The organism is Bradyrhizobium icense (assembly GCF_001693385.1).
GTDB lineage: Bacteria > Pseudomonadota > Alphaproteobacteria > Rhizobiales > Xanthobacteraceae > Bradyrhizobium > Bradyrhizobium icense.
On sequence record NZ_CP016428.1, the window covers coordinates 2,382,117 to 2,401,673 of the forward strand.

Annotated in this window: 23 protein-coding genes; 6 read left to right on the top strand and 17 right to left on the bottom strand. The window is 61.7% G+C overall.

Going from position 1 to position 19,557, the window contains the following annotated elements:
* Positions 1-19: 19 nt before the first annotated feature.
* Complete coding sequence (locus LMTR13_RS11165) at positions 20-991, bottom strand: alpha/beta fold hydrolase (RefSeq protein WP_197521070.1); 972 nt, start codon at positions 989-991, stop codon at positions 20-22.
* Between the two features lie 129 nt (positions 992-1,120).
* Positions 1,121-2,536 (bottom strand): TolC family outer membrane protein, encoded by a 1,416-nt coding sequence (locus LMTR13_RS11170; RefSeq protein WP_065727918.1) that lies wholly within the window; start codon positions 2,534-2,536, stop codon positions 1,121-1,123.
* Between the two features lie 343 nt (positions 2,537-2,879).
* On the opposite strand from LMTR13_RS11170, the gene LMTR13_RS11175 reads away from it, so the two are divergent.
* On the top strand, positions 2,880-4,766 hold the full coding sequence (locus tag LMTR13_RS11175; protein WP_065732608.1) for an acetyl-CoA hydrolase/transferase C-terminal domain-containing protein: 1,887 nt from the start codon (positions 2,880-2,882) through the stop codon (positions 4,764-4,766).
* A 111-nt stretch (positions 4,767-4,877) separates the two neighbouring features.
* Here LMTR13_RS11175 and LMTR13_RS11180 read toward each other — a convergent pair whose 3' ends face one another.
* Both LMTR13_RS11180 and LMTR13_RS11185 read right to left on the bottom strand, forming a co-directional pair.
* Positions 4,878-5,657 carry an enoyl-CoA hydratase gene (locus LMTR13_RS11180; RefSeq protein WP_065727919.1) on the bottom strand — a complete coding sequence of 260 codons (780 nt, stop codon included), beginning with the start codon at positions 5,655-5,657 and terminating at the stop codon, positions 4,878-4,880.
* Between the two features lie 112 nt (positions 5,658-5,769).
* Positions 5,770-6,444, bottom strand: a complete 675-nt coding sequence (locus LMTR13_RS11185; RefSeq protein ID WP_065727920.1) for a hypothetical protein — start codon at positions 6,442-6,444, stop codon at positions 5,770-5,772.
* Positions 6,445-6,791: 347 nt separating this feature from the next.
* On the opposite strand from LMTR13_RS11185, the gene LMTR13_RS11190 reads away from it, so the two are divergent.
* Positions 6,792-7,337, top strand: a complete 546-nt coding sequence (locus LMTR13_RS11190) for a sigma-70 family RNA polymerase sigma factor (RefSeq protein WP_065727921.1) — start codon at positions 6,792-6,794, stop codon at positions 7,335-7,337.
* A 2-nt stretch (positions 7,338-7,339) separates the two neighbouring features.
* Positions 7,340-7,978: an NrsF family protein gene (locus LMTR13_RS11195; protein WP_065727922.1), complete on the top strand. Its 639-nt coding sequence runs from the start codon at positions 7,340-7,342 to the stop codon at positions 7,976-7,978.
* Positions 7,979-7,990: 12 nt separating this feature from the next.
* Here the strand turns inward: LMTR13_RS11195 and LMTR13_RS11200 are convergent, their stop codons facing one another.
* Together LMTR13_RS11200 and LMTR13_RS11205 are read right to left on the bottom strand one after the other, a co-directional pair.
* On the bottom strand, positions 7,991-9,100 hold the full coding sequence (locus tag LMTR13_RS11200) for a DUF2336 domain-containing protein (protein WP_065727923.1): 1,110 nt from the start codon (positions 9,098-9,100) through the stop codon (positions 7,991-7,993).
* A gap of 65 nt (positions 9,101-9,165) precedes the next feature.
* Entirely contained in the window at positions 9,166-10,314 is a 1,149-nt protein-coding gene (locus tag LMTR13_RS11205) for a GGDEF domain-containing protein (RefSeq protein WP_083218982.1), read from the bottom strand.
* 420 nt (positions 10,315-10,734) lie between these two features.
* Between LMTR13_RS11205 and LMTR13_RS11210 the strand changes: the two genes are divergently transcribed.
* From LMTR13_RS11210 to LMTR13_RS11220, 3 genes are read left to right on the top strand one after another with little or no spacing between them, the layout of a single operon-like run.
* Entirely contained in the window at positions 10,735-11,304 is a 570-nt protein-coding gene (locus LMTR13_RS11210) for a sigma-70 family RNA polymerase sigma factor (protein ID WP_065727924.1), read from the top strand.
* Positions 11,301-12,014 (top strand): hypothetical protein, encoded by a 714-nt coding sequence (locus LMTR13_RS11215; RefSeq protein WP_065732610.1) that lies wholly within the window; start codon positions 11,301-11,303, stop codon positions 12,012-12,014. Before LMTR13_RS11210 ends, LMTR13_RS11215 begins: the two co-directional genes overlap by 4 nt.
* Before the next feature lie 35 nt (positions 12,015-12,049).
* On the top strand, positions 12,050-13,783 hold the full coding sequence (locus LMTR13_RS11220; RefSeq protein ID WP_065727925.1) for a S8 family serine peptidase: 1,734 nt from the start codon (positions 12,050-12,052) through the stop codon (positions 13,781-13,783).
* A gap of 204 nt (positions 13,784-13,987) precedes the next feature.
* Here LMTR13_RS11220 and LMTR13_RS11225 read toward each other — a convergent pair whose 3' ends face one another.
* From LMTR13_RS11225 to LMTR13_RS43140, 11 genes are all read right to left on the bottom strand, one after another.
* On the bottom strand, positions 13,988-14,992 hold the full coding sequence (locus LMTR13_RS11225; RefSeq protein WP_065727926.1) for a tyrosine-type recombinase/integrase: 1,005 nt from the start codon (positions 14,990-14,992) through the stop codon (positions 13,988-13,990).
* Between the two features lie 153 nt (positions 14,993-15,145).
* Positions 15,146-15,352, bottom strand: a complete 207-nt coding sequence (locus tag LMTR13_RS40555; RefSeq protein ID WP_156795557.1) for a hypothetical protein — start codon at positions 15,350-15,352, stop codon at positions 15,146-15,148.
* Positions 15,339-15,527, bottom strand: a complete 189-nt coding sequence (locus LMTR13_RS11230; RefSeq protein WP_065727927.1) for a hypothetical protein — start codon at positions 15,525-15,527, stop codon at positions 15,339-15,341. The genes LMTR13_RS40555 and LMTR13_RS11230 overlap by 14 nt, the downstream gene beginning before the upstream one ends.
* Positions 15,524-15,724 (bottom strand): hypothetical protein, encoded by a 201-nt coding sequence (locus tag LMTR13_RS11235; protein WP_065727928.1) that lies wholly within the window; start codon positions 15,722-15,724, stop codon positions 15,524-15,526. Before LMTR13_RS11235 ends, LMTR13_RS11230 begins: the two co-directional genes overlap by 4 nt.
* Positions 15,717-15,911 carry a hypothetical protein gene (locus LMTR13_RS11240; protein WP_065727929.1) on the bottom strand — a complete coding sequence of 65 codons (195 nt, stop codon included), beginning with the start codon at positions 15,909-15,911 and terminating at the stop codon, positions 15,717-15,719. The genes LMTR13_RS11235 and LMTR13_RS11240 overlap by 8 nt, the downstream gene beginning before the upstream one ends.
* Before the next feature lie 29 nt (positions 15,912-15,940).
* Complete coding sequence (locus LMTR13_RS40560; RefSeq protein WP_156795558.1) at positions 15,941-16,114, bottom strand: hypothetical protein; 174 nt, start codon at positions 16,112-16,114, stop codon at positions 15,941-15,943.
* 1 nt (position 16,115) lies between these two features.
* Positions 16,116-16,460 carry a hypothetical protein gene (locus LMTR13_RS11245; RefSeq protein WP_065727930.1) on the bottom strand — a complete coding sequence of 115 codons (345 nt, stop codon included), beginning with the start codon at positions 16,458-16,460 and terminating at the stop codon, positions 16,116-16,118.
* A 694-nt stretch (positions 16,461-17,154) separates the two neighbouring features.
* Complete coding sequence (locus LMTR13_RS41635) at positions 17,155-18,012, bottom strand: DUF551 domain-containing protein (RefSeq protein ID WP_065727933.1); 858 nt, start codon at positions 18,010-18,012, stop codon at positions 17,155-17,157.
* A 30-nt stretch (positions 18,013-18,042) separates the two neighbouring features.
* Positions 18,043-18,390 carry a hypothetical protein gene (locus LMTR13_RS11265; protein WP_065727934.1) on the bottom strand — a complete coding sequence of 116 codons (348 nt, stop codon included), beginning with the start codon at positions 18,388-18,390 and terminating at the stop codon, positions 18,043-18,045.
* A gap of 230 nt (positions 18,391-18,620) precedes the next feature.
* The gene (locus LMTR13_RS40565; protein WP_156795559.1) at positions 18,621-19,388 is read right to left on the bottom strand and encodes a DnaJ-like cysteine-rich domain-containing protein; all 768 of its coding nucleotides are present in this window, start codon (positions 19,386-19,388) and stop codon (positions 18,621-18,623) included.
* Complete coding sequence (locus LMTR13_RS43140) at positions 19,385-19,507, bottom strand: hypothetical protein (protein WP_257784728.1); 123 nt, start codon at positions 19,505-19,507, stop codon at positions 19,385-19,387. Before LMTR13_RS43140 ends, LMTR13_RS40565 begins: the two co-directional genes overlap by 4 nt.
* Positions 19,508-19,557: the final 50 nt, after the last annotated feature.

Genomic DNA, 19,557 nt, shown 5'->3' on the forward strand with positions numbered 1-19,557 from the left:
GTGCGAATCTCGGGCCAGTCTAGAGTTTTCCGAGTGTCTTGAGCAGGGCGTCGTTGAACAGGCCGGGATCCTCGATCTGCGGAATGTGACCGAGCCCCGGCAGCAACGTCAGCTCCGTATCCGGCGGCAGCAGCGTTCGAAGGTCGTGGGCTTGTTCGACCGGGGTGATGGTGTCCTTGTCGCCCCACAGGATCGCGACGGGGACTTCCAGTTTCGCATAGGCATTGCGGTCCGCGCTCGCGGCGCTGGCATCGGAGCCGAGGAAATAAAGCAGCCAGTTGGCGATATCGCTCGTGCTGTCGCGCTGCGCCAGCGGCCATTGCAGGATCGCGACATATTCCGGCAGCGCGCGCTCCTTCTTCGCGATCATCGATTGGAGCAGCATCTGCGTCGCCACGGGATTGGTGATGGTCAGCGACACCAGGATTTCGCGAATCCATTGCGGCTGGACCACCCAGGGCGCGTCCGATGGCGCAGCCGTCAATCCGAGTGCCGCATCGACCAGCACCAATGCGCGCGCCCGATCCGGATATCGCATCGCCAGTTCGGTCGCAGCACCAGCGCCGAAGGAGTGACCGACGATGATGGCGGGCTCAGCTTTCAGTGCGTCAAGCACATCGTTGATCCGGGCGGCCTGATCCTGCCGCGTATAACTGCCGGGACGGTCCGAGAATCCAAACGGCGGGAGATCGAGGGCGATCACATGAAAGCCTGCCGCGGCCAGCACGTCGCTGGTATGACGCCATAGCTCGCTCCACGCTGCCGTGCCGTGAAACAGCACCACGGGAACGCCGCCCTCCGGACCCTTCTCCTGCACGAAAACGCCGCCTGAACGCGTCGGCACCAGATGGCCGGTCCTTGGCGCCAGTTGAGCGCGCGTGCTGGTTTCGCGAATCGATGCCGCCATGCGAAATGAGGTGATCAGAAGGATTGCCGCCAGGAACAGCACCAGCAGGCCGTTGGCCGACCAGCGCAGAATGTTTGAAACCACGAGGCCTCGCAAATCGGTCATCAAAAAAGGGAGCCGGAACGGACCCGAGTTTTACGGCAAGGCGAGTTGCTGGCGACTGAAAATACCGGACATGATCAGCGTCCGGTTAACACCGCGACAAAATACAACCTACTGCCCGGACGGCGTCCGCAGGCCGTGCCAGGCGTCGCGCACCTGATGGTAGTGCACTTCCGGCAGATAGTCCGGCGTGTTGAGGCGGAGATTTTTGACGTCGAGCCGGCCGATCGCGCTCAGCAGCGTATAGGAAGCGATGACGCGGTCGCGCTGCGCGCCGATCAGTCGTGCCTTTGCCAAGATCAGGTCCTGCTGCGCGTTAAGCACGTCGACCGTGGTGCGCTGGCCGCCGGCCGCCTCCCGTTGAACGCCCTGCAGCGCGACGGTGGCGGCGCGCACTTCGGCTTCGGATGCCGTGACCGCAATCTTGGCGCCTTCATTGGCGACCCAGGCGCCGACCGCGGCGGTGCGGGCCTGATTGCGGACCTGGTCCAGCACCTGCCGGCTTTGGGCCGCGATTTCCTTGGCTTGTCGGGTCTGTGAGGCGGCCATGCCGCCATCATAGATCGGCTGCGTGAGCTGGCCGGTCACGGAAGCCTGGTCGGTCCCCAAGGTGCCGAGTGTGGGGTCCGACTGCTTGCTGCGGCTGGCGCTGCCTTGCAGCGTGATCGTCGGCATCAGGCTGCTCTCGGCGACGCGGATCGAGGTCGTGGCGACGTCGAAATCGAAGCTTGCCGCCATCACGGCAGGATGCCCGCGGAAGGCCATTCCGGTGGCGTCGTCGCGGCTGCGCGGCAGCAGGCGATCCACGGCTTCGGCCGGGCGGAGCACGGCGGGTGCGTTGCCGATGACCTGAAGATAAGTCGCTTGGCTGACGGCCAGATTGACCTCAGCGGCATTCAAATCGGCACGACCCCGGCTCAGACGTGCCTCGGCCTGCGCAGCGTCGGTTGGCGTGACGTCGCCGGCATTCAGACGCTTCTGGGTGATGCCGAGCGTTTCCTGCAGAAATTCCACGTTGGCGCGCTGGGCTTCGACCAGCGATTGGTTGGCGAGAACGTTGGTGTACACCGTGACCGCATCCAGCAGCACGCCCTGACCGACATTGCGCAGCGCCTCGCGACCCGCCTGCACCTGCAATTCCGCCACGCGTACACTGTTGGCGGTCCTGAAGCCGTTGAACAGCGTCTGGGACACGGTCACGCCGATGGTCCATGGCCTCAGATTCGCCGACTGGACGGTGTTGTCGAGCAGCAGGTTGCGTACCGCCTGAAAGCCGGCGGAGAGAGTAGCGACGATCTGCGGCCGATAACCCGAAAGCGCCTGCGGCACGTTCTCATCGGTGGCGCGCTGGCGGGCGCGTTCGGCATTGAGCGCGGGATTGGTCTGGTAGGCCTTGGCCAGCGCCTCGGGGAGGCTCTCACCATGCGCAGCCGGTGCCGCAAACGCGAGGCAAGCCACAGCAAGGCAAATGCCCGATCGAAGCAACTGTCTTTGAACGTGGCCAACCCTAGCGGCGCGCCTGGTCATTTGATTCCGTAGTCAACACGAGAACGTGATAACTCTGCTTCGAGCCATCCCGCTGCATCTTCTTGTTTGAGCATGATCTTCAGGGATGCCGGTTACCCGTCATTCCCTATCATGCAATTCGGTCCGCCCCCGCCGACATCCTCGGTTCGTCTACCTGTTTAGGGGGCACCATGGCCACAGGCAAACTGCCGCGCGACATCAGTACATTTAGTTCGGTGAAATCCGTGCTTGGCTGTTGCCGGTTCGTCACAGACGAATCTTGGGTGAAGATAGGCTATAGCTCTCGTGGCTGGCGTCCGATTCCAGGGCGGCTGCCTGCTCGCTACGCCCAGGTTTGCATTCGATGCCAAAACTGTTTTCCGATCCCGAAGCGATCGCGGAGGATATCATCCGCGATGTCGGAACCAACCTGGTGGTCGGATTGCCGCTCGGGCTCGGCAAGGCCAACCACATCGTCAACGCGCTCTATGCACGCGCCGCTGCCGACCGCGCGATTAACCTGACGTTCTTTTCCGCGCTGACGCTGGAAAAGCCGCGGGCCTCGAGCCTGCTGGAACGACGTTTCATCAGCCCGGTGATCGATCGCCTGTTTGGTGGCTATCCCGACCTGACCTATGCGAATGCCCTGCATGCCGGAGAGTTGCCGCCCAACGTCAAGGTGATCGAATTCTTTTTCCTGGCGGGCAAATGGCTGCACGTGCCGTTCGCGCAGCAGCATTACATCTCTGCAAACTATACCCATGCTTCGTCCTATCTCTTGACGCGCGGACTGAACGTCGTCACCCAATTGGTCGCGAAACGCGTGGTCAATGGCGTGACGCGCTACAGCCTGAGCTGCAATACCGACACCACGCTCGATATCCTGCGCGCCCGCGAGCAAGGCCGTGCATCGTTCAAGCTGATCGGCCAGGTCAATTCAGAACTACCGTTCATGCCGGGTCTCGGCGATCTGCCGGCGGACGAATTTTCCGCGGTGCTCGACAGCCCCGCGACGGATTTCCCGCTGTTCGCCCCGCCGGCCGAGCCGGTCAGCGACACCAAATATGCGATCGGGCTTCATGCCGCGAGCCTCGTGCCTGATGGCGGCACGCTGCAGATCGGCATCGGGCAAGTCGGCGATGCACTGGCACAGGGGCTGATCGTTCGCCATCGCGACAACGCACAGTTCCGCGCCATCGTGAAGCGGCTTGCGCCTGGCGTGGAGCCGGTGGAGAGCGCGCCGTTCGCGAAGGGGATTTATGGGGTCAGCGAAATGCTGATCGAGGCGTTTCTCGGCCTGCTCGAGGCCGATATTCTCAAGCGCGAGGTCGATGGCGTCGTGCTGCACGGCGCATTTTTCCTCGGGCCGAAATCGTTCTATCGCGCGTTGCGCGAGATGCCGGCCGAGCAACTCGCGCGTATCCAGATGATGCCGGTATCGTTCACCAACGAGCTCTACGGGGACGAGGACGCCAAGCGCCGCGCGCGTGTCGATGCCCGCTTCGTCAACAACGCGATGATGGCGACCCTGATGGGGGCGGCGGTTTCCGACGGCCTCGACGATGGCCAGGTTATCAGCGGTGTCGGTGGACAGTATAATTTCGTCGCGCAGGCGTTCGCGCTTCAAGGCGCGCGGTCGATTCTCACGCTGGAAGCGACGCGGCAGGCGGGCAGGAGGACGCACTCCAACATCCGCTGGAACTACGGCCACCAGACCATCCCGCGGCATCTGCGCGACGTCTTCGTCACCGAATACGGCGTCGCCGATGTCAGGGGCAAATCGGACGCCGAGACCATCGCGGCGATGCTCGCGGTCACGGATTCCCGTTTCCAGGACGAACTGGTGAAGATCGCCAGGGATGCCGGCAAGCTGCCGAAGGCGTTCGAAATTCCGCGCGCGCATCGCGAAAACTTTCCGGAGCGGATCGTGGATGCCTTGAAGCCCGCGCGCGAGGCCGGGCTGTTGCCGTCGTTCCCATTCGGCAGCGATTTTACCGAGGTCGAACAGCGGCTGATCCCGGCCTTGCAGTTGCTGCGGGAAGCGCAGCGGATGCCGCTGCGTCTGCCGGGATTGCTGTGGCAGGGAATGACGCAGCCGCCGGACGCTGCCGCCCGCGAATGCCTCGCGCGCTTAGGACTCGATCGTCCGACGACGTTTGCTGAACGGGGCTATCGCGCATTGGTCAATGCGGCGCTGGCGCGGAGCCGCATACATGATTTTCGTCGTCCCTGCGAACGCAGGGACCCATAACCACAGGGCTAGTTGCTTAGAGCAGATGTCTGTCTGCTGTCGGTGCTTCTGCACGACGGCCGCGGCGTATGGGTCCGCGTTCGCAGGGACGACGAGCGGAGAGAGCTCGGCCTACCTGTTCTTATTCACCGGCTTGCGCTTCTCGATGAACGCCGCCATGCCCTCGGCGCGGTCTTCCAGCGCAAAGGTCGAGTGGAACAGATTGCGCTCTACATTCATGCCCTCCGACAGCGGCGTCTCGAACGCGCGGTTGATGGCTTCCTTGGCCATCGCGGCGGCGGGCCGCGACATCGAGGCGATCTTTTCCGCCGCCGACATCGCTTCTTCCATCAACTTGTCGGCCGGTACGACGCGGCTGACCAGGCCGGAACGTTCCGCTTCGGCCGCATCCATCATGCGCCCGGTGAGGCACAGATCCATCGCCTTGGATTTGCCGATCGCACGCGTCAGACGCTGGGTGCCGCCGATGCCCGGGATGGTGCCGAGCGTGATTTCGGGCTGGCCGAATTTGGCAGTGTCGGCGGCGATGATGATGTCGCACATCATGGCGAGCTCGCAGCCGCCGCCGAGCGCATAGCCGCTGACGGCCGCGATCGTCGGTTTCCGGCAGGTGGCGACGCGGTCGCCACCGATGGTGGTGAAATCGCTGGAGAACATGTCGATGAAGCTTTTCGGCTGCATCTCCTTGATGTCGGCGCCGGCGGCGAACGCCTTTTCGCTGCCGGTGAGCAGGATGCAGCCGATCTTGTCGTCGGCCTCGAGGTCATCGACGGCGGCAGCGATTTCACGAAATACGCCGAACGACAGCGCGTTGAGCATTTTCGGCCGGTTCAGCGTAATGATGCCGACCGCGCCCTTGCTCGCGACAATGATGTTTTCGAATGTTGCCATGATCCACCCCGGGGCGTCCTTTTCGCGGGCAATGTGCCCGCTGCCGGGGTGGGCTTCAAGTGGGCTGGAACGGGATCCCGGATGCGGGATTGCCGCGCCGGTACGCCGATAGCTACGCCATGAACATCCGCGCGGCCGAGGCCACCGTCAGCAGGGCGCCGAAGGCGATGAAGATCTTTCCGATCAGCGAGGTCTTGTCCAGGGTGGAACTATCGCTGTTGGCGGCCTGATCGGAGGCTTCCGATGCAGGGTTGGTCGACGCCATCGCGACCGTCTGCGTGGCGGGGTCCTCGGGTGGGGTCGCCTGCAGTGCCCGATCGACGTCGTTGAGCTGGTCGGAGGCAACCACGGTGGCATCGGCCGGCGCCTCGGCGTCGGCCGGCTTCTCCGCCGCCGATTGCAGGACGGTGTTGGCCTTCTCAGACATCGCCGCCGACATCCCCTTGGCGCTATCGGGCGCCTCGGCTGCGGTCATTTGGGCATTGGCGTTGGCAAGCCATTCAGGCATCGCGGTCGGAGTACCGCCGCTCGCATCGGCGACCTGCTTTTCCTCGGCTTTCGTGCTCTCGGCCGGTTTCGCTTCTGCGTGCGTATCTTTGCGATGGGCGGAGCGCTTCTTCAGGTGACGAGAACCCTGCCTGACGGACTTTTCGGACGTCGCATTCTCCGGTTTCGACGCCGCAGCGCCCTCGGCGCCGGCGGCCGTCGCAGGCGATGGTCCTGCGAAACTCAACAGAAGCCCTGCCGCAAGAATGAAGGCCGACCCCGCGCTGGCTCGGATCGTCATGTGGAATCTCCCCATTGGCCGCCGCCCAGCGGCGAAATGAGACCCCGCAGGTGTCCAGAGCACGGCGGAAAATGGGAATCTTCGGGCAAGACCGGGCAAAAGCTGGGCAATGGCGTTACATCGACGAGCTGGCATGAATTTTTGCCGGTGCGGACTTGGCGAGCTACGCGGATGCGAGCCTGAGCAATCGATGTTATGAGCCTGCCATCGCGCAGCCGGCCGTCCGCGATTCCCGGACAGGGAGCCGGCCCAAGCTGCCGACGGGGCACTCGATCACGAATTCGTGATCATTGTCGTCCTGATGTAACAAATTGAAAGATCGACCGAATTGCAGGGTAGGAGCGCGGGTGCGCGAACGGGATGACGAATGGACCGGCCTGATGCGGTCGGCCATTGCAGGCGACAGCGCGGCGTATCATCGCCTGCTCAGGGCCGTCACGCCGGTGCTCCGGGCCGCGGCGCGACGCGGTTTGGCGCGGGCAGGGCAACCGGTCGATCAATCCGAGGACATCGTGCAGGACATTTTGCTGGCGGTCCATCTGAAACGGCACACCTGGGACGTCACCGCCCCATTTGCCCCATGGTTGTTCGCGATCGCCCGCAACAAGCTGATCGATGCGTTGCGCCGCCGCGGCCGGCGCATTTTCGTCGATATCGACGATTTCGCCGAGACGCTGCCGGGCGAAGCGCCGGCCGAGACTGTTTCACCAAGCGAGGTCGCCGCCCAGCTCCAGACGCTGCCGGCGCGGCAGCGCGAGGTGCTGCAGTCGATCGCGGTCGACAGCGCCTCGATCAAGGATACGGCGGCGAAATTTTCGATGAGCGAGGGTGCGGTGCGGGTGGCGCTGCACCGGGGGCTGACCAGCTTGACGGCGAAGTTACGGGAAAACTGAGCATGGATACCGATCAGCTCATTCGAACGTTGGCGGCCGACAACGCGCACCGCGCGCGCCCGGTCGGCTTCGCGCTGATGCTGGCGCTCTTGGCCGCAGCGCCGGTTTCGCTGTTGATGTTCTTCACGGAACTCGGCGTCAGGCCCGACGTGATGGTTGCGCTGCGCAATCCGTTCTTCGACCTGAAATTCGCGGTGACACTGGCGCTCGCGATCTCGGCGATTGCCGTCAGCCTGCATCTGTCGCGGCCCGAAGCCTCGCTGCGCGGCTTTGGCTGGCTGCTGCTGGCGCCGGTGGGAATTCTGACCGCCGGGATCGGCGGCGAAATGATGATGCCGCAACGGCCGCCGATGATGACGCGGCTGGTCGGCAAGAATTCGTGGGTCTGTATGACGGCGATCCCGCTGATGTCGTTGCCGATCCTGGCCGGCGCGCTGCTCGGATTGCGCCACGGGGCCCCGTCGCGGCCTGCATTGTCGGGAGCTATCGCCGGACTGTTGTCAGCGGGATTGGCGGCAACGCTCTACGCCTCGCATTGCACGGATGATTCACCGCTGTTCGTGGCGGCCTGGTACACGATCGCGACCGCGCTGGTGGCGGCGATCGGCGCGCTCGCCGGAGCGAAGCTGCTGAAATATTAGCCAGCTACGAACTTACGCCGGCACGTTCTGCTGCATGCGGTGGAAGCGCAGCACCTGCTGCGCCGTCGACGGCCGCAACCGCTCATAGGTGTCCTTGCAGGCCGCAAGATCGGTCGGCTCCGCGCCGGACAGTTCGTCGCGCATCCTGATGATGGTCCTGACCGTCGACCACGACAGCCCTGCGACCTTCGCCAAAATCATCACACCTTCGGCCCGGCTTTCGATCATCATGTTCTCGGCGATTGCCACCGGCACGTTGGCGAGCGCCGCAATCGAGGCATTGGCCTCGTCGAATTTCCCGGCATCGGCAAACGACGCCACCTCGGATTCGTCGAGCCGGCCGTCCTCGTACAGCGACTTGACCAGCGCGTGCGCAATCGCGGTGTCCTTGGTGATATCAGAGGTCGCCGAGCGCGCGCGCCGCGTTGCCTCCTTGACCGCGTTCGGCACCTCGGCCGCCCGCTGCGGATTGGCGGCCTCCAGCCGCTGCCGCACCGTATCGGAGGCCTTGGCGAGCAGTTTCAGGTAGAGATGCCGCGGCACGGACGGATGCATGCCGATGCAGGCGGTGAGATCGTCGTCGCCTCCGGCGCGGCTGACAAGGCGGGTAAAGCCGCGCTCGGTGAATTCCGCGCCGGGATTGTTTACCGTCGAATGGATCACTTGATCGTTGCCGCGCTGGACCAGCACGTCGGTGACCGCACCGCTCAGCGTTTTGCGGGTCGAGATCGCCATCAGATGCGCCTGGCTCTTGCTGCGCGCATTCTCGATCAGGGTCCTGTCGTCGAGCCGCATCGATTGCGATAGCACCGGACCCGCCACCTCGATCACGTCGTCGAACGCAAGCGCGCGGATGGTGAGCGGCGGGGCGCTGTCTATCGGGGCAAGGCGATTGGCCAGCAGCATCTTGGCCGAGGTTTCGATGTGGTCGATCAGGCACCGGAAGACGTCGTCGAACAGCCCGACCTGCTCGTCCGAATAATCCACCGCGCCGTTGATGAAGAGATCGGTTACCCGGCGCAGCGTTTCCACGCGGCGAGCGACGGTTCCGTTCGCAAGCGTGGACTGCAATTCGTCGAGCAGGTTGCCGGGAGAAGGAGAGGTAGCGGTCTTCGAAATCATGACTCTGTCCTGGAGCAAAAAGGCGGCGGAGCTTCTTTCGCCGCGGGAGCTGAAAAAATGTCGGATCAGGCGCGGGTAATGCGGTTGCGTCCCTGCGCCTTGGCTGCATAAAGCGCGCTGTCGGCGCGCGCGAGGAATGTGTCTGATGTCTCGTTCGAATTCAGCATTGCAACGCCCGCCGACATCGTCACCTTCATGCCCGGCGAGAACGCGCTCCAGTCGAGATCGGCAATAATGGCGCGCAACCGGTCGAGCGCCCGCATGGCTTGGTCGACGTCCATGTCGGGTAGCACCAGCAGGAATTCCTCGCCGCCATATCGGCCGAACCGGTCGATGCTGCGGATGTTGGCAAACATGGTGATCGAGAATGTCCGCAGCACCTCGTCGCCGGTCGGGTGACCGTAGGCGTCGTTGATGCGCTTGAACCAGTCGAGATCTATCAGCGCGATCGAGCAGGGCGCTCCGCTGCGGCTCGCGCGGGCAATCTCCTCCTCCAGCATCCGCATGATGCTGCGGCGGTTGGACGACCCGGTCAGTTCGTCGAGTTCGGCAAGCTCCTCGATCCGCTTGTACGCTGCCTTCAGTTCGAAGCTGCGGTCGTAGAGCATCTTGCGCATGGTGCTGCCATACAATCCTACGAAGGCGCATTGTCCGATCGTCAGGACAAAGGAAAGCATGGCCGCGACGCGTTCGGTCTGGGTGGTAATCGGCAGGCCGATCGGGGTGCTGGCAAACAGGAAGATCGGTGCCAGACCGATCATGGTGAGCGTCCAGGTGATGATTGCCTGCCGGGAGGTCATGCGCAGCGCGCCAAATCCAAAGATCAGGAACACGACGCTCAGGAATGCAAATCCGATCTGTGGCGCGGCCAGCAGAAAACCGAGTTGAAGCGCGACGTGGCCGGCGACCTGGAAGATCGTGAGATAATGATCCTCGAACCGGTCGTTGAAGTGGGCCTCCGACAACACGACAAAGACCGACACCAATCCGATGCCGGAAAGGAAATAGGCCGATGGAATGATGATTGGGACGGTGCCGGCGTAGCAATAGACCAGCAGGACCAACGTGATGAGCGAATAGCTGACGCCTTGCACGGCGAGCATCTGGCGGCGCTGGCCGGCCCGCCGCTTCAATATTTCCGGCGGCAGGCGGTCGACGTACGCGGTCGCATGGTTGGAGCCTTGCCCCTGAAGCAATGATGCCGCGCTGCTCATGTCCCGTCGCTGTTGGTGTATGCCGGACGAAACTTTAGGGAATAAAGCCTTTAGGTTTGGTATCTTTTGAAGCCGAATCGGGTCCGTTAAAACCCTGCCATTGCACTGATTTCGCAACGGAAATCTGCCGAATTCCGATAGTGTAGAACCTGCCTGTGCGGAAGCCTCAGGCGTCACGCAGATGCTGCCCTGCCGGCGAAGCCTTGCTAAGGTTGCGGGCGGCGCGTCTTTAGGAAAGTATTTCCGTATTATGGTACCAATTCTGGGATTTAGCTCGTTTACGCCGGAAAAATGGCCTGCCAATGGTCATCTGTGGGGTAGATCACACATGCGATTCGGGCATTGCCGTAATGTGAAGAATCTCACCCTTCACATCGAACCGCCGGCCACCCCCGTCCGACCAACCTTGCGAGACGGCCATTGAGCGCGACACAGGCGGCTTCAGACGAAATTCTGATCGCCCGGATCGCTCAAGGCGACCGGCTCGCCATGCAGGTGCTTTATGGAAGGCACCATGTCAGGGTGTTCCGTTTCGGGCTTCGGCTCGTCAGGGATGAACAGATTGCGGAAGACCTCATCAGCGAGGTTTTTCTCGATGTGTGGCGTCAGGCCGGCAAGTTCGAAGGCCGATCCGCCGTTACAACCTGGCTCTTGGCGATTACGCGATTCAAGGCCCTTTCGGCACTCAGGCGCCGCAAGGACGTTGGACTGGACGAAGAGACCGCGAACGCGATCGAGGATACGTCCGATGATCCGGAAGTGGTGGTCCAGAAGAAGGATACGGGTGAAGCGTTGCGCAAGTGCCTGACGGCGCTTTCGCCAGAGCATCGGGAGATCGTCGATCTCGTCTACTACCACGAGAAATCCGTGGAGGAGGTGGCCGAAATCGTTGGAATTCCGGAGAACACCGTCAAGACGCGCCTGTTTTATGCGCGCAAGAAATTGGCCGAGTTGCTCAAGGCAGCAGGCATAGAGCGAGGTTGGCCATGATGGCAGCGAGCAAAAAAATGCTGGATCACGAGCCCGGCGACATCGAGATGCTGTTGCCGTTCCATGCGGCCGGTACTCTGAACGCCCGTGATGCACGCAGCGTCGAGGAAGCACTCGCCAGAGATCCCGAGCTTGCCCGGCAGTACGCCGTCATCCGCGAGGAATATGCCGAGACGATCAGCCTCAATGAGAGCCTGGGTGCGCCATCCGCGCGCGCCATGCAAAAGCTGTTTGCCGCGATCGACGCGGAGCCTGCGCGTGAGCCCTCGCGCTCGGTGAGCCTGTCCGCGCGCGTATCGGAATTTTTCGCAAGCCTGTCGCCGCGCACGCTCGCCTGGTCGGCGAGCCTCGGTGCCGTGGCGCTCGTGCTGCAGGCCGGTGTGATCGGCGCCGTGCTGATGAAGAACCAGACCGCGTTGTTCCAGACGGCGTCGCTGAGCCTGAATGAGCGGTCATCGGCGCCGATCACCCGCGATCTCGGAAGCAGCGTCGCGCCGCCGCGCGCGCTGGTGCGGTTCGCGCCTGAAGCGCGCGTCGCCGACATCACGGCGCTGCTCGACAATTACCAGGCCTCGATCGTCGACGGCGCCAAGGGCGGCATGTTCCGCCTGCAGTTCGGCAACAAGGCCGTTGGCAAGGACGAAGCCGCAGCCCTACTGGACAGGCTGCAGCGCGAGAAGATCGTCAGCCTGGCGGTGGCAACGCCGTAAGGCCCTCTGGCGCGGGCCGGGCAAGCTGAGGTCCCATGGTTCATGATGGCGTGAGTTGGCGGGCAAGGATCCAGCGTGCGGCACGGGTGTTGTCGGCCGCGCTGTTTCCGCTGATCGCTTTCGGACCATCGGCGGCGCATGCGCAAAGCATCATGCGCACCCCCAATCTGAATGTTGGCGCGCGAGTACCCACCATCAATCCGACGGTAACACCGCGAATCAACCCGACCGTCGCGGCGCGGCCGGCCGTGCGTGCCGATACCGTCGCACGGACGCCGCCGTCCCGGATCGGCACCATGAGCTCGACACTGCGAGTCCGTCCGGGGGCCGGCGTGCCGTCGACGTTGCCCCATGCGCGATTTTCGCCCAACCTCTATCCGGCTTGCCAGTCTGCGTTTCGCGGTCCAGACGGCGAGTGTTTCGATCGTCCGGTGATGTCGGCCGGCGGCGGCAAAGGCTCCTCGGCCAAGAAGGGCAAGGGCGGGTCGGGCAACAACAGCGCACAGGCGGCCGTCAATCTGCGCGCGGTCAAGAACGAGCTCGTCGCCGAAATCGACGGCACGTTATCGACCGCCGAGGCGGACGAACTGGCACGGCGTCACGGGCTGGAGCGCATCGCGTCGCAGAGCTTCCCGCTGCTCGGCGGCACCATCGGTCTGTTCCGCATCGTCGATAACCGCCCGATGGACACGGTGCGGCGCGAACTCGCGGCCGACGCCAGCGTGCGTTCGGTGCAGCTCAATTTCCGTTACTTCCTGCAGGATCAGAAGAAGGCTTCGACCGAAGGCGACGCCGCCCAATACGCCGTCTCGCAACTTCGGCTGCCGCAGGCGCACGCGCTCGTCCGCGGCATGAACGTCACCATTGCGGTGATCGATTCCGGCGTCGACGCCAAGCATCCCGAACTTGCCAATTCGGTCGCCGACAGCTTCGACGCGCTCGGAAGCAAGGAAGGTCCGCATATCCACGGCACCGGCATTGCGGGGGCGATCGTCGCGCATGCCAAGCTGATGGGTAGCGCACCGGAGGCGAGGTTGATCGCGATCCGCGCCTTCGGCACGGGATCGAAGGGCGCGGAGAGCACGTCCTATGTGATCCTCCGGGGATTGGACTATGCGGCCGAACACGGCGCGCAGATCATCAACATGAGCTTTGCCGGTCCGAAGGATCCGCTGATCGAGCGAGGCATTGCCGCGACGGCGGCCCGTGGCATCCTGATGGTGGCTGCGGCCGGCAATGCCGGCGCGAAGTCGCCGCCGCTCTATCCGGCCGCCAATCCCAATGTCATTGCGGTGAGTGGCACCGACGCGCAGGAAAGACTGTTTGCGGCATCGAACCGGGGCAACCACATCGCGGTGGCCGCACCGGGCGCGGATATCTTCCTGCCGGCACCGGATGAAAAATACCAGATCACATCCGGCACCTCGTTCTCCGCCGCCTATATCAGCGGCGTTGCGGCGCTGATGCTGGAGCGTAATCCTTCGTTGAAACCGGGCGATGTTCGCGCAATCCTGACCAGGACCGCCCGCGATCTCGGCAGCCCCGGCCGTGACGATCAGTTTGGGGCAGGCAGGGCCGACGCCTTTGCCGCCGTTACCGCCGCGGCCGCTGCGCCGGCGGTTCCGCTTGCTTCGGTATCCGGCAAGCCCGCGGGAGAAAAAACGCCGGCGGTTGAGCCGGCCGCCGATAACACTTCCGTGAGCCGCGCGCTGAACGATGGCTCGCCCTCGATGGCAGCGGACAAATCGGCCGCAAACGCTGCAAAATAAGCCTGTTATGCCGAAATTTCGGCAGTCGTCCTTGAAGGCAAGGTTAAAAAATCGCCCGGCCTTTTTGAACGTCCGCCGAGGGTGCTGCGACTTATCTATGTGGGAGCGGTAATCCCTCCCCATAGGCTGTATTCGGCGCGAGCGCCCATCCACCCCAAGCGCCCATATGGCTTGACCCGTCCGGTTGTCCCCCCGGACGGGTCTTTATTTTTCCCTAACCTGTTGTTTTTCCTTAACCTGACCTTCGCCGCGTGCTGTCTGCGTGCCAAAAAGTCCCTCGGTCAGCGTGGCGTCCTCCATCGCGTGCGCGTAGGTCTTCATGAACAGGCCGATGTCCGCCCAGCCGCCGAGGCTCGCCGCAGTCTTCGGGTCCACCTTGTCGCGCAGCATCTTGGTTGCAAAGCCATGCCGGCAGCTATGGAAGGTCAGGCGCTCGAATCCGGCCGCCTTCACGTCCTCATCCCAGAAGCGGCGAAGCTGGCTCTCCGACCAGTAGAAGGGCTTTTTGTCCCGCGGCAGGTTCGCCAGCGCCACTAATAAAGGCTGCGTCATGTGGGCGAACCGCTCGTTCCCGGTCTTGGTGTCCTGGATCTTGATCGTGCGCCCTTGGAAATCGATGTCTGCCCATTCCAGCCGATGCGCCTCCGAGAACCGGCAGGCCGTCGAGAACATCGTCAGCACCAGGGCCTTGATGACCGGCCGGCCATTGGCGGCGAGGGCGGTGACCCATTCCAGCGAAACCGGCTTCTTGATCTTGGCATCGAACTTGAACCGCCTGATGCGGATCGGCGGGCACAGTTCGAGCTCGGCGCAATGATTGATGATTGCCTGCGTCGGCGTGATCACCTGGCGATTCCGCGTGGCGCCGCCGGCGTCAGGATATAGATCAACCGCGCTCTGTCGGATTGCGCCGGCCGTCATGTCCTTAACCTTCGTGTCCTTCCAGTGGTCCTCGATCTTGTCGAGATACTTGTCCGACTTGCCGGCCTTGAGATAATGGGCGACGGCCTCGGGGAATGTCAGCGAGTCTTGCGGTCCATCGAGATGACGGTTGAGCCGTTCGTGTTCGATCGCGGCCGCAACTCGCGCTGCGTCTTTTTTGTTCGCTGTGCGAGTCGATCCGCGTAGGTAATCGTCGGCGACGGCCCCGCGGTAATGCCAGACGTAACTGCCGTCTTTCTGATATCGCTTAAAGAGCTTGAGGGGCATAGCTTCGTCGCCTCCAAAATCACCTGAATATCTTCTGGCATGAGCGCCATACGATTGCCCAAAACCCGACATGCGCCAAGCTTTTTCGCGAGCTGGCGCACGCGTTTCGCGCCCCAGCCCATCTCCTTGGCAAAAGCCTCTGGCGTGACGGCCTTATCCATCTGAACGGTCCTGCGAGGAAAGCGCCCTGATCTTGGCTGCAATTTTCTTGCATTGATCCCGCCGAGCCGCGAAGAAATTCCCCGCCGCGATTGGAGATGTTTCTTCGGCCGCCTTGGCGCATTCCTCGATGATCTCGGCACGGATGCGGCGCATCGTGAATTGAGTAACAGTCTCGTCTTCCCGTTTAATCATCTGCACGCCTCTGCGAAGGAAGAGCCATGGAAAGTGACACCGGCTTGCCTGACCTGAGCCGATCACAGATGTCCTCGTGGAGGACCTGAGCGGCATATTCATCGCCGCAATGAAGCTGGATCGTCACCATATCGAAGGCAACTTCGATAACGACCCGCTTAGCAACCAAGTCGGCTTTCATTTGCCCTCCTGCGAAGGGATCGCGTCACAGATCCACGAAACGCTGTGATTCACGGAAACGCTGAACTTGTTGCCGCACTGGTCGCATTCGTCTTCCGTGTAACCTTGCTCGTCATAGTAATGCGGCTCGTCCGCCGTGAATTGGCGCCCACAGTGGGGGCATTGCGGGCCTTCGTGGGAATAGGTTTCTTCAGCCATCAGACCGCTCCTGTGAAGCAAGCGAAAATAGCCTGACCTTTGCGAGCCCCATAGCGCCGCCCGCTCCTTCGTAGCTGCGGCGCGCATCATTGGTCCGGCAGGCTTTGTTGAAAATCTCTAGCTCTTCCTGAGTGAGTAGGCCGACGTAGAGCCCCTCGATCCGATGCAGCGTGTCCCACTTTGTCATTGTCCTGCTCCGTCTTCAGAAACAGCCGCTCAGTAGCCGCGTGCTGGATTGTCGCAATAGCCGTCACGGTCATAGTGTTCGTTGAAGCGCCACCAGCCAGATCGTCTTGCATCGACGACTTTGCGCAACCGGCCATCGAAATATTCGAGCTTGCCGGGGATTTCCTTCTCGTCCATCTGTCCGATGTCTTTCTTGTCGGTCATCTCAGTGCTCCTTTTCGTGAAGGATGGCGCGAGAGGGCGGCAGAATGGCGCCTATCGCCTTAGCAATGCTTTTGGCCTCTACGATTCGACCGCGCGAATAAGCCCCTTGCTTGCCCTCTGTGTCGCGCTCAGCAATCGCGTGGTAGCGCTCGACAGTATCCTCGTGCAGGGCGAATACTTCTCTGGCCATCTCGCGCCGCCCCCGGTCGAAGCCCTCAGCTTCTGCTTTCCGGCGTTCGAATGGGATCAGTCTGGCGATCTCCAGGGCGGCATCATGGATTTGCGCCGTGCCCTCGTCATTGGCGAGTTGGAACAGACGCTCGATTATTTTGTCTATTTCGCCCATCGCCACCTCTCCTGATCCACTACCATCCAAGCGAGGACTCCACCGTCGGCGCAGACCTCATCGGGATCAATGCCGCGTCGGGCACACTCTTCCCGGGCCTCGATTTCGCGCTCTTGCTCTGGAGTAATTTCGTAGTATCCAGAATCGATTAGATAGTCGCCAAACGTGATCCCCATCAGCGGCTTCCTCCAAGCGGTCCAGCCCGCAAATTCGCGCGGTATTCCTCAAGACGTTCTGGGATGTTGTTTGTCCCCGCGCGGTCGATCTCTAAATCTTCGTCAAGGAAGCACCGCTCGCATAAAGTGAAGGCGTGGTTCGGCGAATAGAGTCCGCTTTCGCCCAAACAGTCCCTCACTTGATCGACGCGGACCCGGCATCGCGCGCACATATAGCCAGTGGCATAATCCATCATTGCGCGGTGCCTTCTTCCCGCTCCTGCGGAGGGTGCGCGTCTATGTATTCGCGAGCCTCCAGGTCACAGCCGCACTTCTGGTGCTCTCGGCAGGGCTGCCCTGTCCTTGTGCAATTGTTCTCGGTCTGCAAATAGGCCAAGAATGCGGCGTGTGTCCGAGCGCAAATCGCTATCTCTCTTTCGAGACAATGCAGGGCATAGTCACGCTCAGCCCGCGCGATACCAAGTTCGCTGCTGTCGTCTCCGATCACGAACTCGGCGAATCTCGCCAAATGCGATTGCTCAGCCATCTGCACGCTCCGTCGATGGGATGGGTGGTAAGGGCATCCAGTGTGTCGGAGGCCAGTAGGTCGTATTAAATTCGCCCCAGCCGACATACCCTTTGCGATCTTCTTCGCGGCGCCACCAAGTAATGCTCATAACCGGGCCTTTTGCTCCATGATGAGAAAAGGCAAGGATTCTCGTACCATCCTTCGGCGCCGTCTCGACCGGCCTCCATTGCTGCTGCTCGACCGAAGCGCGCAGAGCCTCTAGCTCGTTGACGACGCATACGGCGCTGTGACCTTCCTGCTTGCCGCAGTATTCGCAGACATCACCCGCTCTACCCGGAGAGCGATTAGAAGCGGCGTTGCGCTCTTTCCGCGCCTCATACCCCTGAATGCCGGAGGGTTGCACTTCGGACAGCACGGCGGTCGTGCGCTCGCACATTCCGCTATCGCTGTATTCGTCGGCCATATTGAGAACGATGCCGTCTCCAAAATCCTGCTCGCCCTGTGCAAGATGCCAGTCATGTTGCTCCTGCAGGGCCTTGCGAAGAGATTTATTTTGCCGGTAGAGCTTGACGCTTTCGGCGTGCCAATCCGGCTCTACGCCGCCACGAGGCATGGGGTCGCTCATCTGTCCGCACTGCGGGCTGAGGGTCGATGAATCTGAGGGTAAACCTTCGATCATGTGGCACACCATGGCGTCGGCCTGCACGGCGTCGAGAAGATTGGTTCCGATTGGCTCCCTGCGGTACTCGTGCGGCGTGCCTTTGTTACCAAGGCGCTCAAAGCTGATGCCGCCGTCTGGGTTGAAGTTCTCCGGCAGCTTCCAGTTCAGGAAGCGGTTCACCATGTGTCTGACCTGATCTTCAGTCATCGCTCACTTCCTTTTCAGTTAGCTCTTTGCTCAACCAACCGGCTTGTGAGAGGGGGGACTGCTGGGTCGTGGCGGACCATTCTGCTGCTCGTTGCGATGGTCGCCGGCAGTGCCAACCCGGCTCTCTTCCGTTGCGTGCACGGCGGAGACGCCGACCGGCGGCATATAGTCGTTGATGATATTTATCTCGAGCGCGCCGCCGGCATTGAGAAGCTTCAGCTGCCCTGCGTCAGGCCGCCATGCAAAGCTGAACTGCGTGTAAGGGCCATACTTATCTTGGCGCACCCAGAGATCGCCACATGGGCCAGCTTCCTTTTCATTCCAATCGCGCGGCTTGCTAAAGTTGGCGGTGGCGTTCTTGATCTTTACGAACGGCATTTATTTAACCCCTCTCGGTTGAATTCGGTCATTAATTATGTTGGCCACTCAAGACGGCTTATGAGTTTGGAAATGCCGCTCCTCGTAGGACTCGGCGACTGTTGTCAGAAAGTCCAGCTCTGCGCCCTCTGGTGAATCTGGCTTTGCGCCCATGAGCGCTTCGATGCGCTTTAGGACAGCTTGGTAAATCTCAAGCTCTGTATCTGGGGCCATGGCGGTCTGATTGTTCCTCAAGACGGCGTGTAACGAGCATCCGTTGATGACACGACTGCGATAATGCGCTCAGCCAATGCTGCGGCTGATGGGCGCTTCTCGGCATGGCATTCACGCCATACCCGGATCAGTTTCAGGACCTCGAAGTCCATGTCATCCGGTGATGGCGGGGAAGACAGATCAGATGCCATGAGGCAATCCGCCATGTGCTCGATGAACTTAATATGCAGTCTATTGTTCGCGGCATACGAGACATCAGCAGCGATAATCGCATTGATGAACTTTTGGCGCTGTTCGGGAGATGTCTTTCCGTTCATCTGTCCGGATGAAACAGGAGAAGGATCGTTCGGGCAGTCGTCATCGCAGGGCTCGCGCGTGCCGCAGTCAGAGCATGTTTCCTGCACCTGTGGCGGTTCGGCTGCCACAACTTCCACGTCACACGATCCCTCGCCTTGACATTCGGTGCATTCGTTTCGAATGCACGGCTCGCCGATATACCCCGATCCTTGACAGTGCTGGCAGGTGCGATCCTGTAGCGACTTCTGTCCGAACGGAACAGGACTTGCGTTGCCGACGTGATATCCGCCCTGGCCGTCAGGATACATAACAGGCAAAGTCAGTTTTTCCCCTTGGGCAGAACGCGCAGCCTTGGTGAACGCCTCAGTGGCCAACCTGTTAAGTTCGTCTGGATCTAGATCCAGAGGTGTTCTTTGGGCAGGAGCGCGAACCTCTCGCTCTTCATGAGACCACGATTGTTCGCTAAAGCGAAGTTCCTTCGTCATCATCTCACCCTCTCAATCTCTTCCCGCCGTTGATAATCGTTTGCGTCGCCAACGAAATGCAGAAATGCGCCGGCCGCGACAAAGCCCATGACGAAAATCACCGCGTACAGCGCGCGGATCATCCGAAGATCACCCAATAAGCTGCAAAGCCAAGGATGCACGGGAGAACCAG

Coding starts and splice junctions, on each gene's coding strand:
- LMTR13_RS11175 (WP_065732608.1), top strand. CDS start 2,880: ATGCCAAAACTGTTTTCCGATCCCGAAGCGATCGCGGAGGATATCATC.
- LMTR13_RS11200 (WP_065727923.1), bottom strand. CDS start 9,100: ATGATTTCGAAGACCGCTACCTCTCCTTCTCCCGGCAACCTGCTCGAC.
- LMTR13_RS11265 (WP_065727934.1), bottom strand. CDS start 18,390: ATGCCGTTCGTAAAGATCAAGAACGCCACCGCCAACTTTAGCAAGCCG.
- LMTR13_RS11225 (WP_065727926.1), bottom strand. CDS start 14,992: ATGCCCCTCAAGCTCTTTAAGCGATATCAGAAAGACGGCAGTTACGTC.
- LMTR13_RS11180 (WP_065727919.1), bottom strand. CDS start 5,657: ATGGCAACATTCGAAAACATCATTGTCGCGAGCAAGGGCGCGGTCGGC.
- LMTR13_RS11240 (WP_065727929.1), bottom strand. CDS start 15,911: ATGACAAAGTGGGACACGCTGCATCGGATCGAGGGGCTCTACGTCGGC.
- LMTR13_RS11215 (WP_065732610.1), top strand. CDS start 11,301: ATGATGGCAGCGAGCAAAAAAATGCTGGATCACGAGCCCGGCGACATC.
- LMTR13_RS11170 (WP_065727918.1), bottom strand. CDS start 2,536: ATGACCAGGCGCGCCGCTAGGGTTGGCCACGTTCAAAGACAGTTGCTT.
- LMTR13_RS11235 (WP_065727928.1), bottom strand. CDS start 15,724: ATGGCTGAAGAAACCTATTCCCACGAAGGCCCGCAATGCCCCCACTGT.
- LMTR13_RS11220 (WP_065727925.1), top strand. CDS start 12,050: ATGGTTCATGATGGCGTGAGTTGGCGGGCAAGGATCCAGCGTGCGGCA.
- LMTR13_RS43140 (WP_257784728.1), bottom strand. CDS start 19,507: ATGATCCGCGCGCTGTACGCGGTGATTTTCGTCATGGGCTTTGTCGCG.
- LMTR13_RS11185 (WP_065727920.1), bottom strand. CDS start 6,444: ATGACGATCCGAGCCAGCGCGGGGTCGGCCTTCATTCTTGCGGCAGGG.
- LMTR13_RS40560 (WP_156795558.1), bottom strand. CDS start 16,114: ATGACCGACAAGAAAGACATCGGACAGATGGACGAGAAGGAAATCCCC.
- LMTR13_RS11205 (WP_083218982.1), bottom strand. CDS start 10,314: ATGAGCAGCGCGGCATCATTGCTTCAGGGGCAAGGCTCCAACCATGCG.
- LMTR13_RS41635 (WP_065727933.1), bottom strand. CDS start 18,012: ATGACTGAAGATCAGGTCAGACACATGGTGAACCGCTTCCTGAACTGG.
- LMTR13_RS11230 (WP_065727927.1), bottom strand. CDS start 15,527: ATGAAAGCCGACTTGGTTGCTAAGCGGGTCGTTATCGAAGTTGCCTTC.
- LMTR13_RS11245 (WP_065727930.1), bottom strand. CDS start 16,460: ATGGGCGAAATAGACAAAATAATCGAGCGTCTGTTCCAACTCGCCAAT.
- LMTR13_RS40565 (WP_156795559.1), bottom strand. CDS start 19,388: ATGATGACGAAGGAACTTCGCTTTAGCGAACAATCGTGGTCTCATGAA.
- LMTR13_RS11195 (WP_065727922.1), top strand. CDS start 7,340: ATGGATACCGATCAGCTCATTCGAACGTTGGCGGCCGACAACGCGCAC.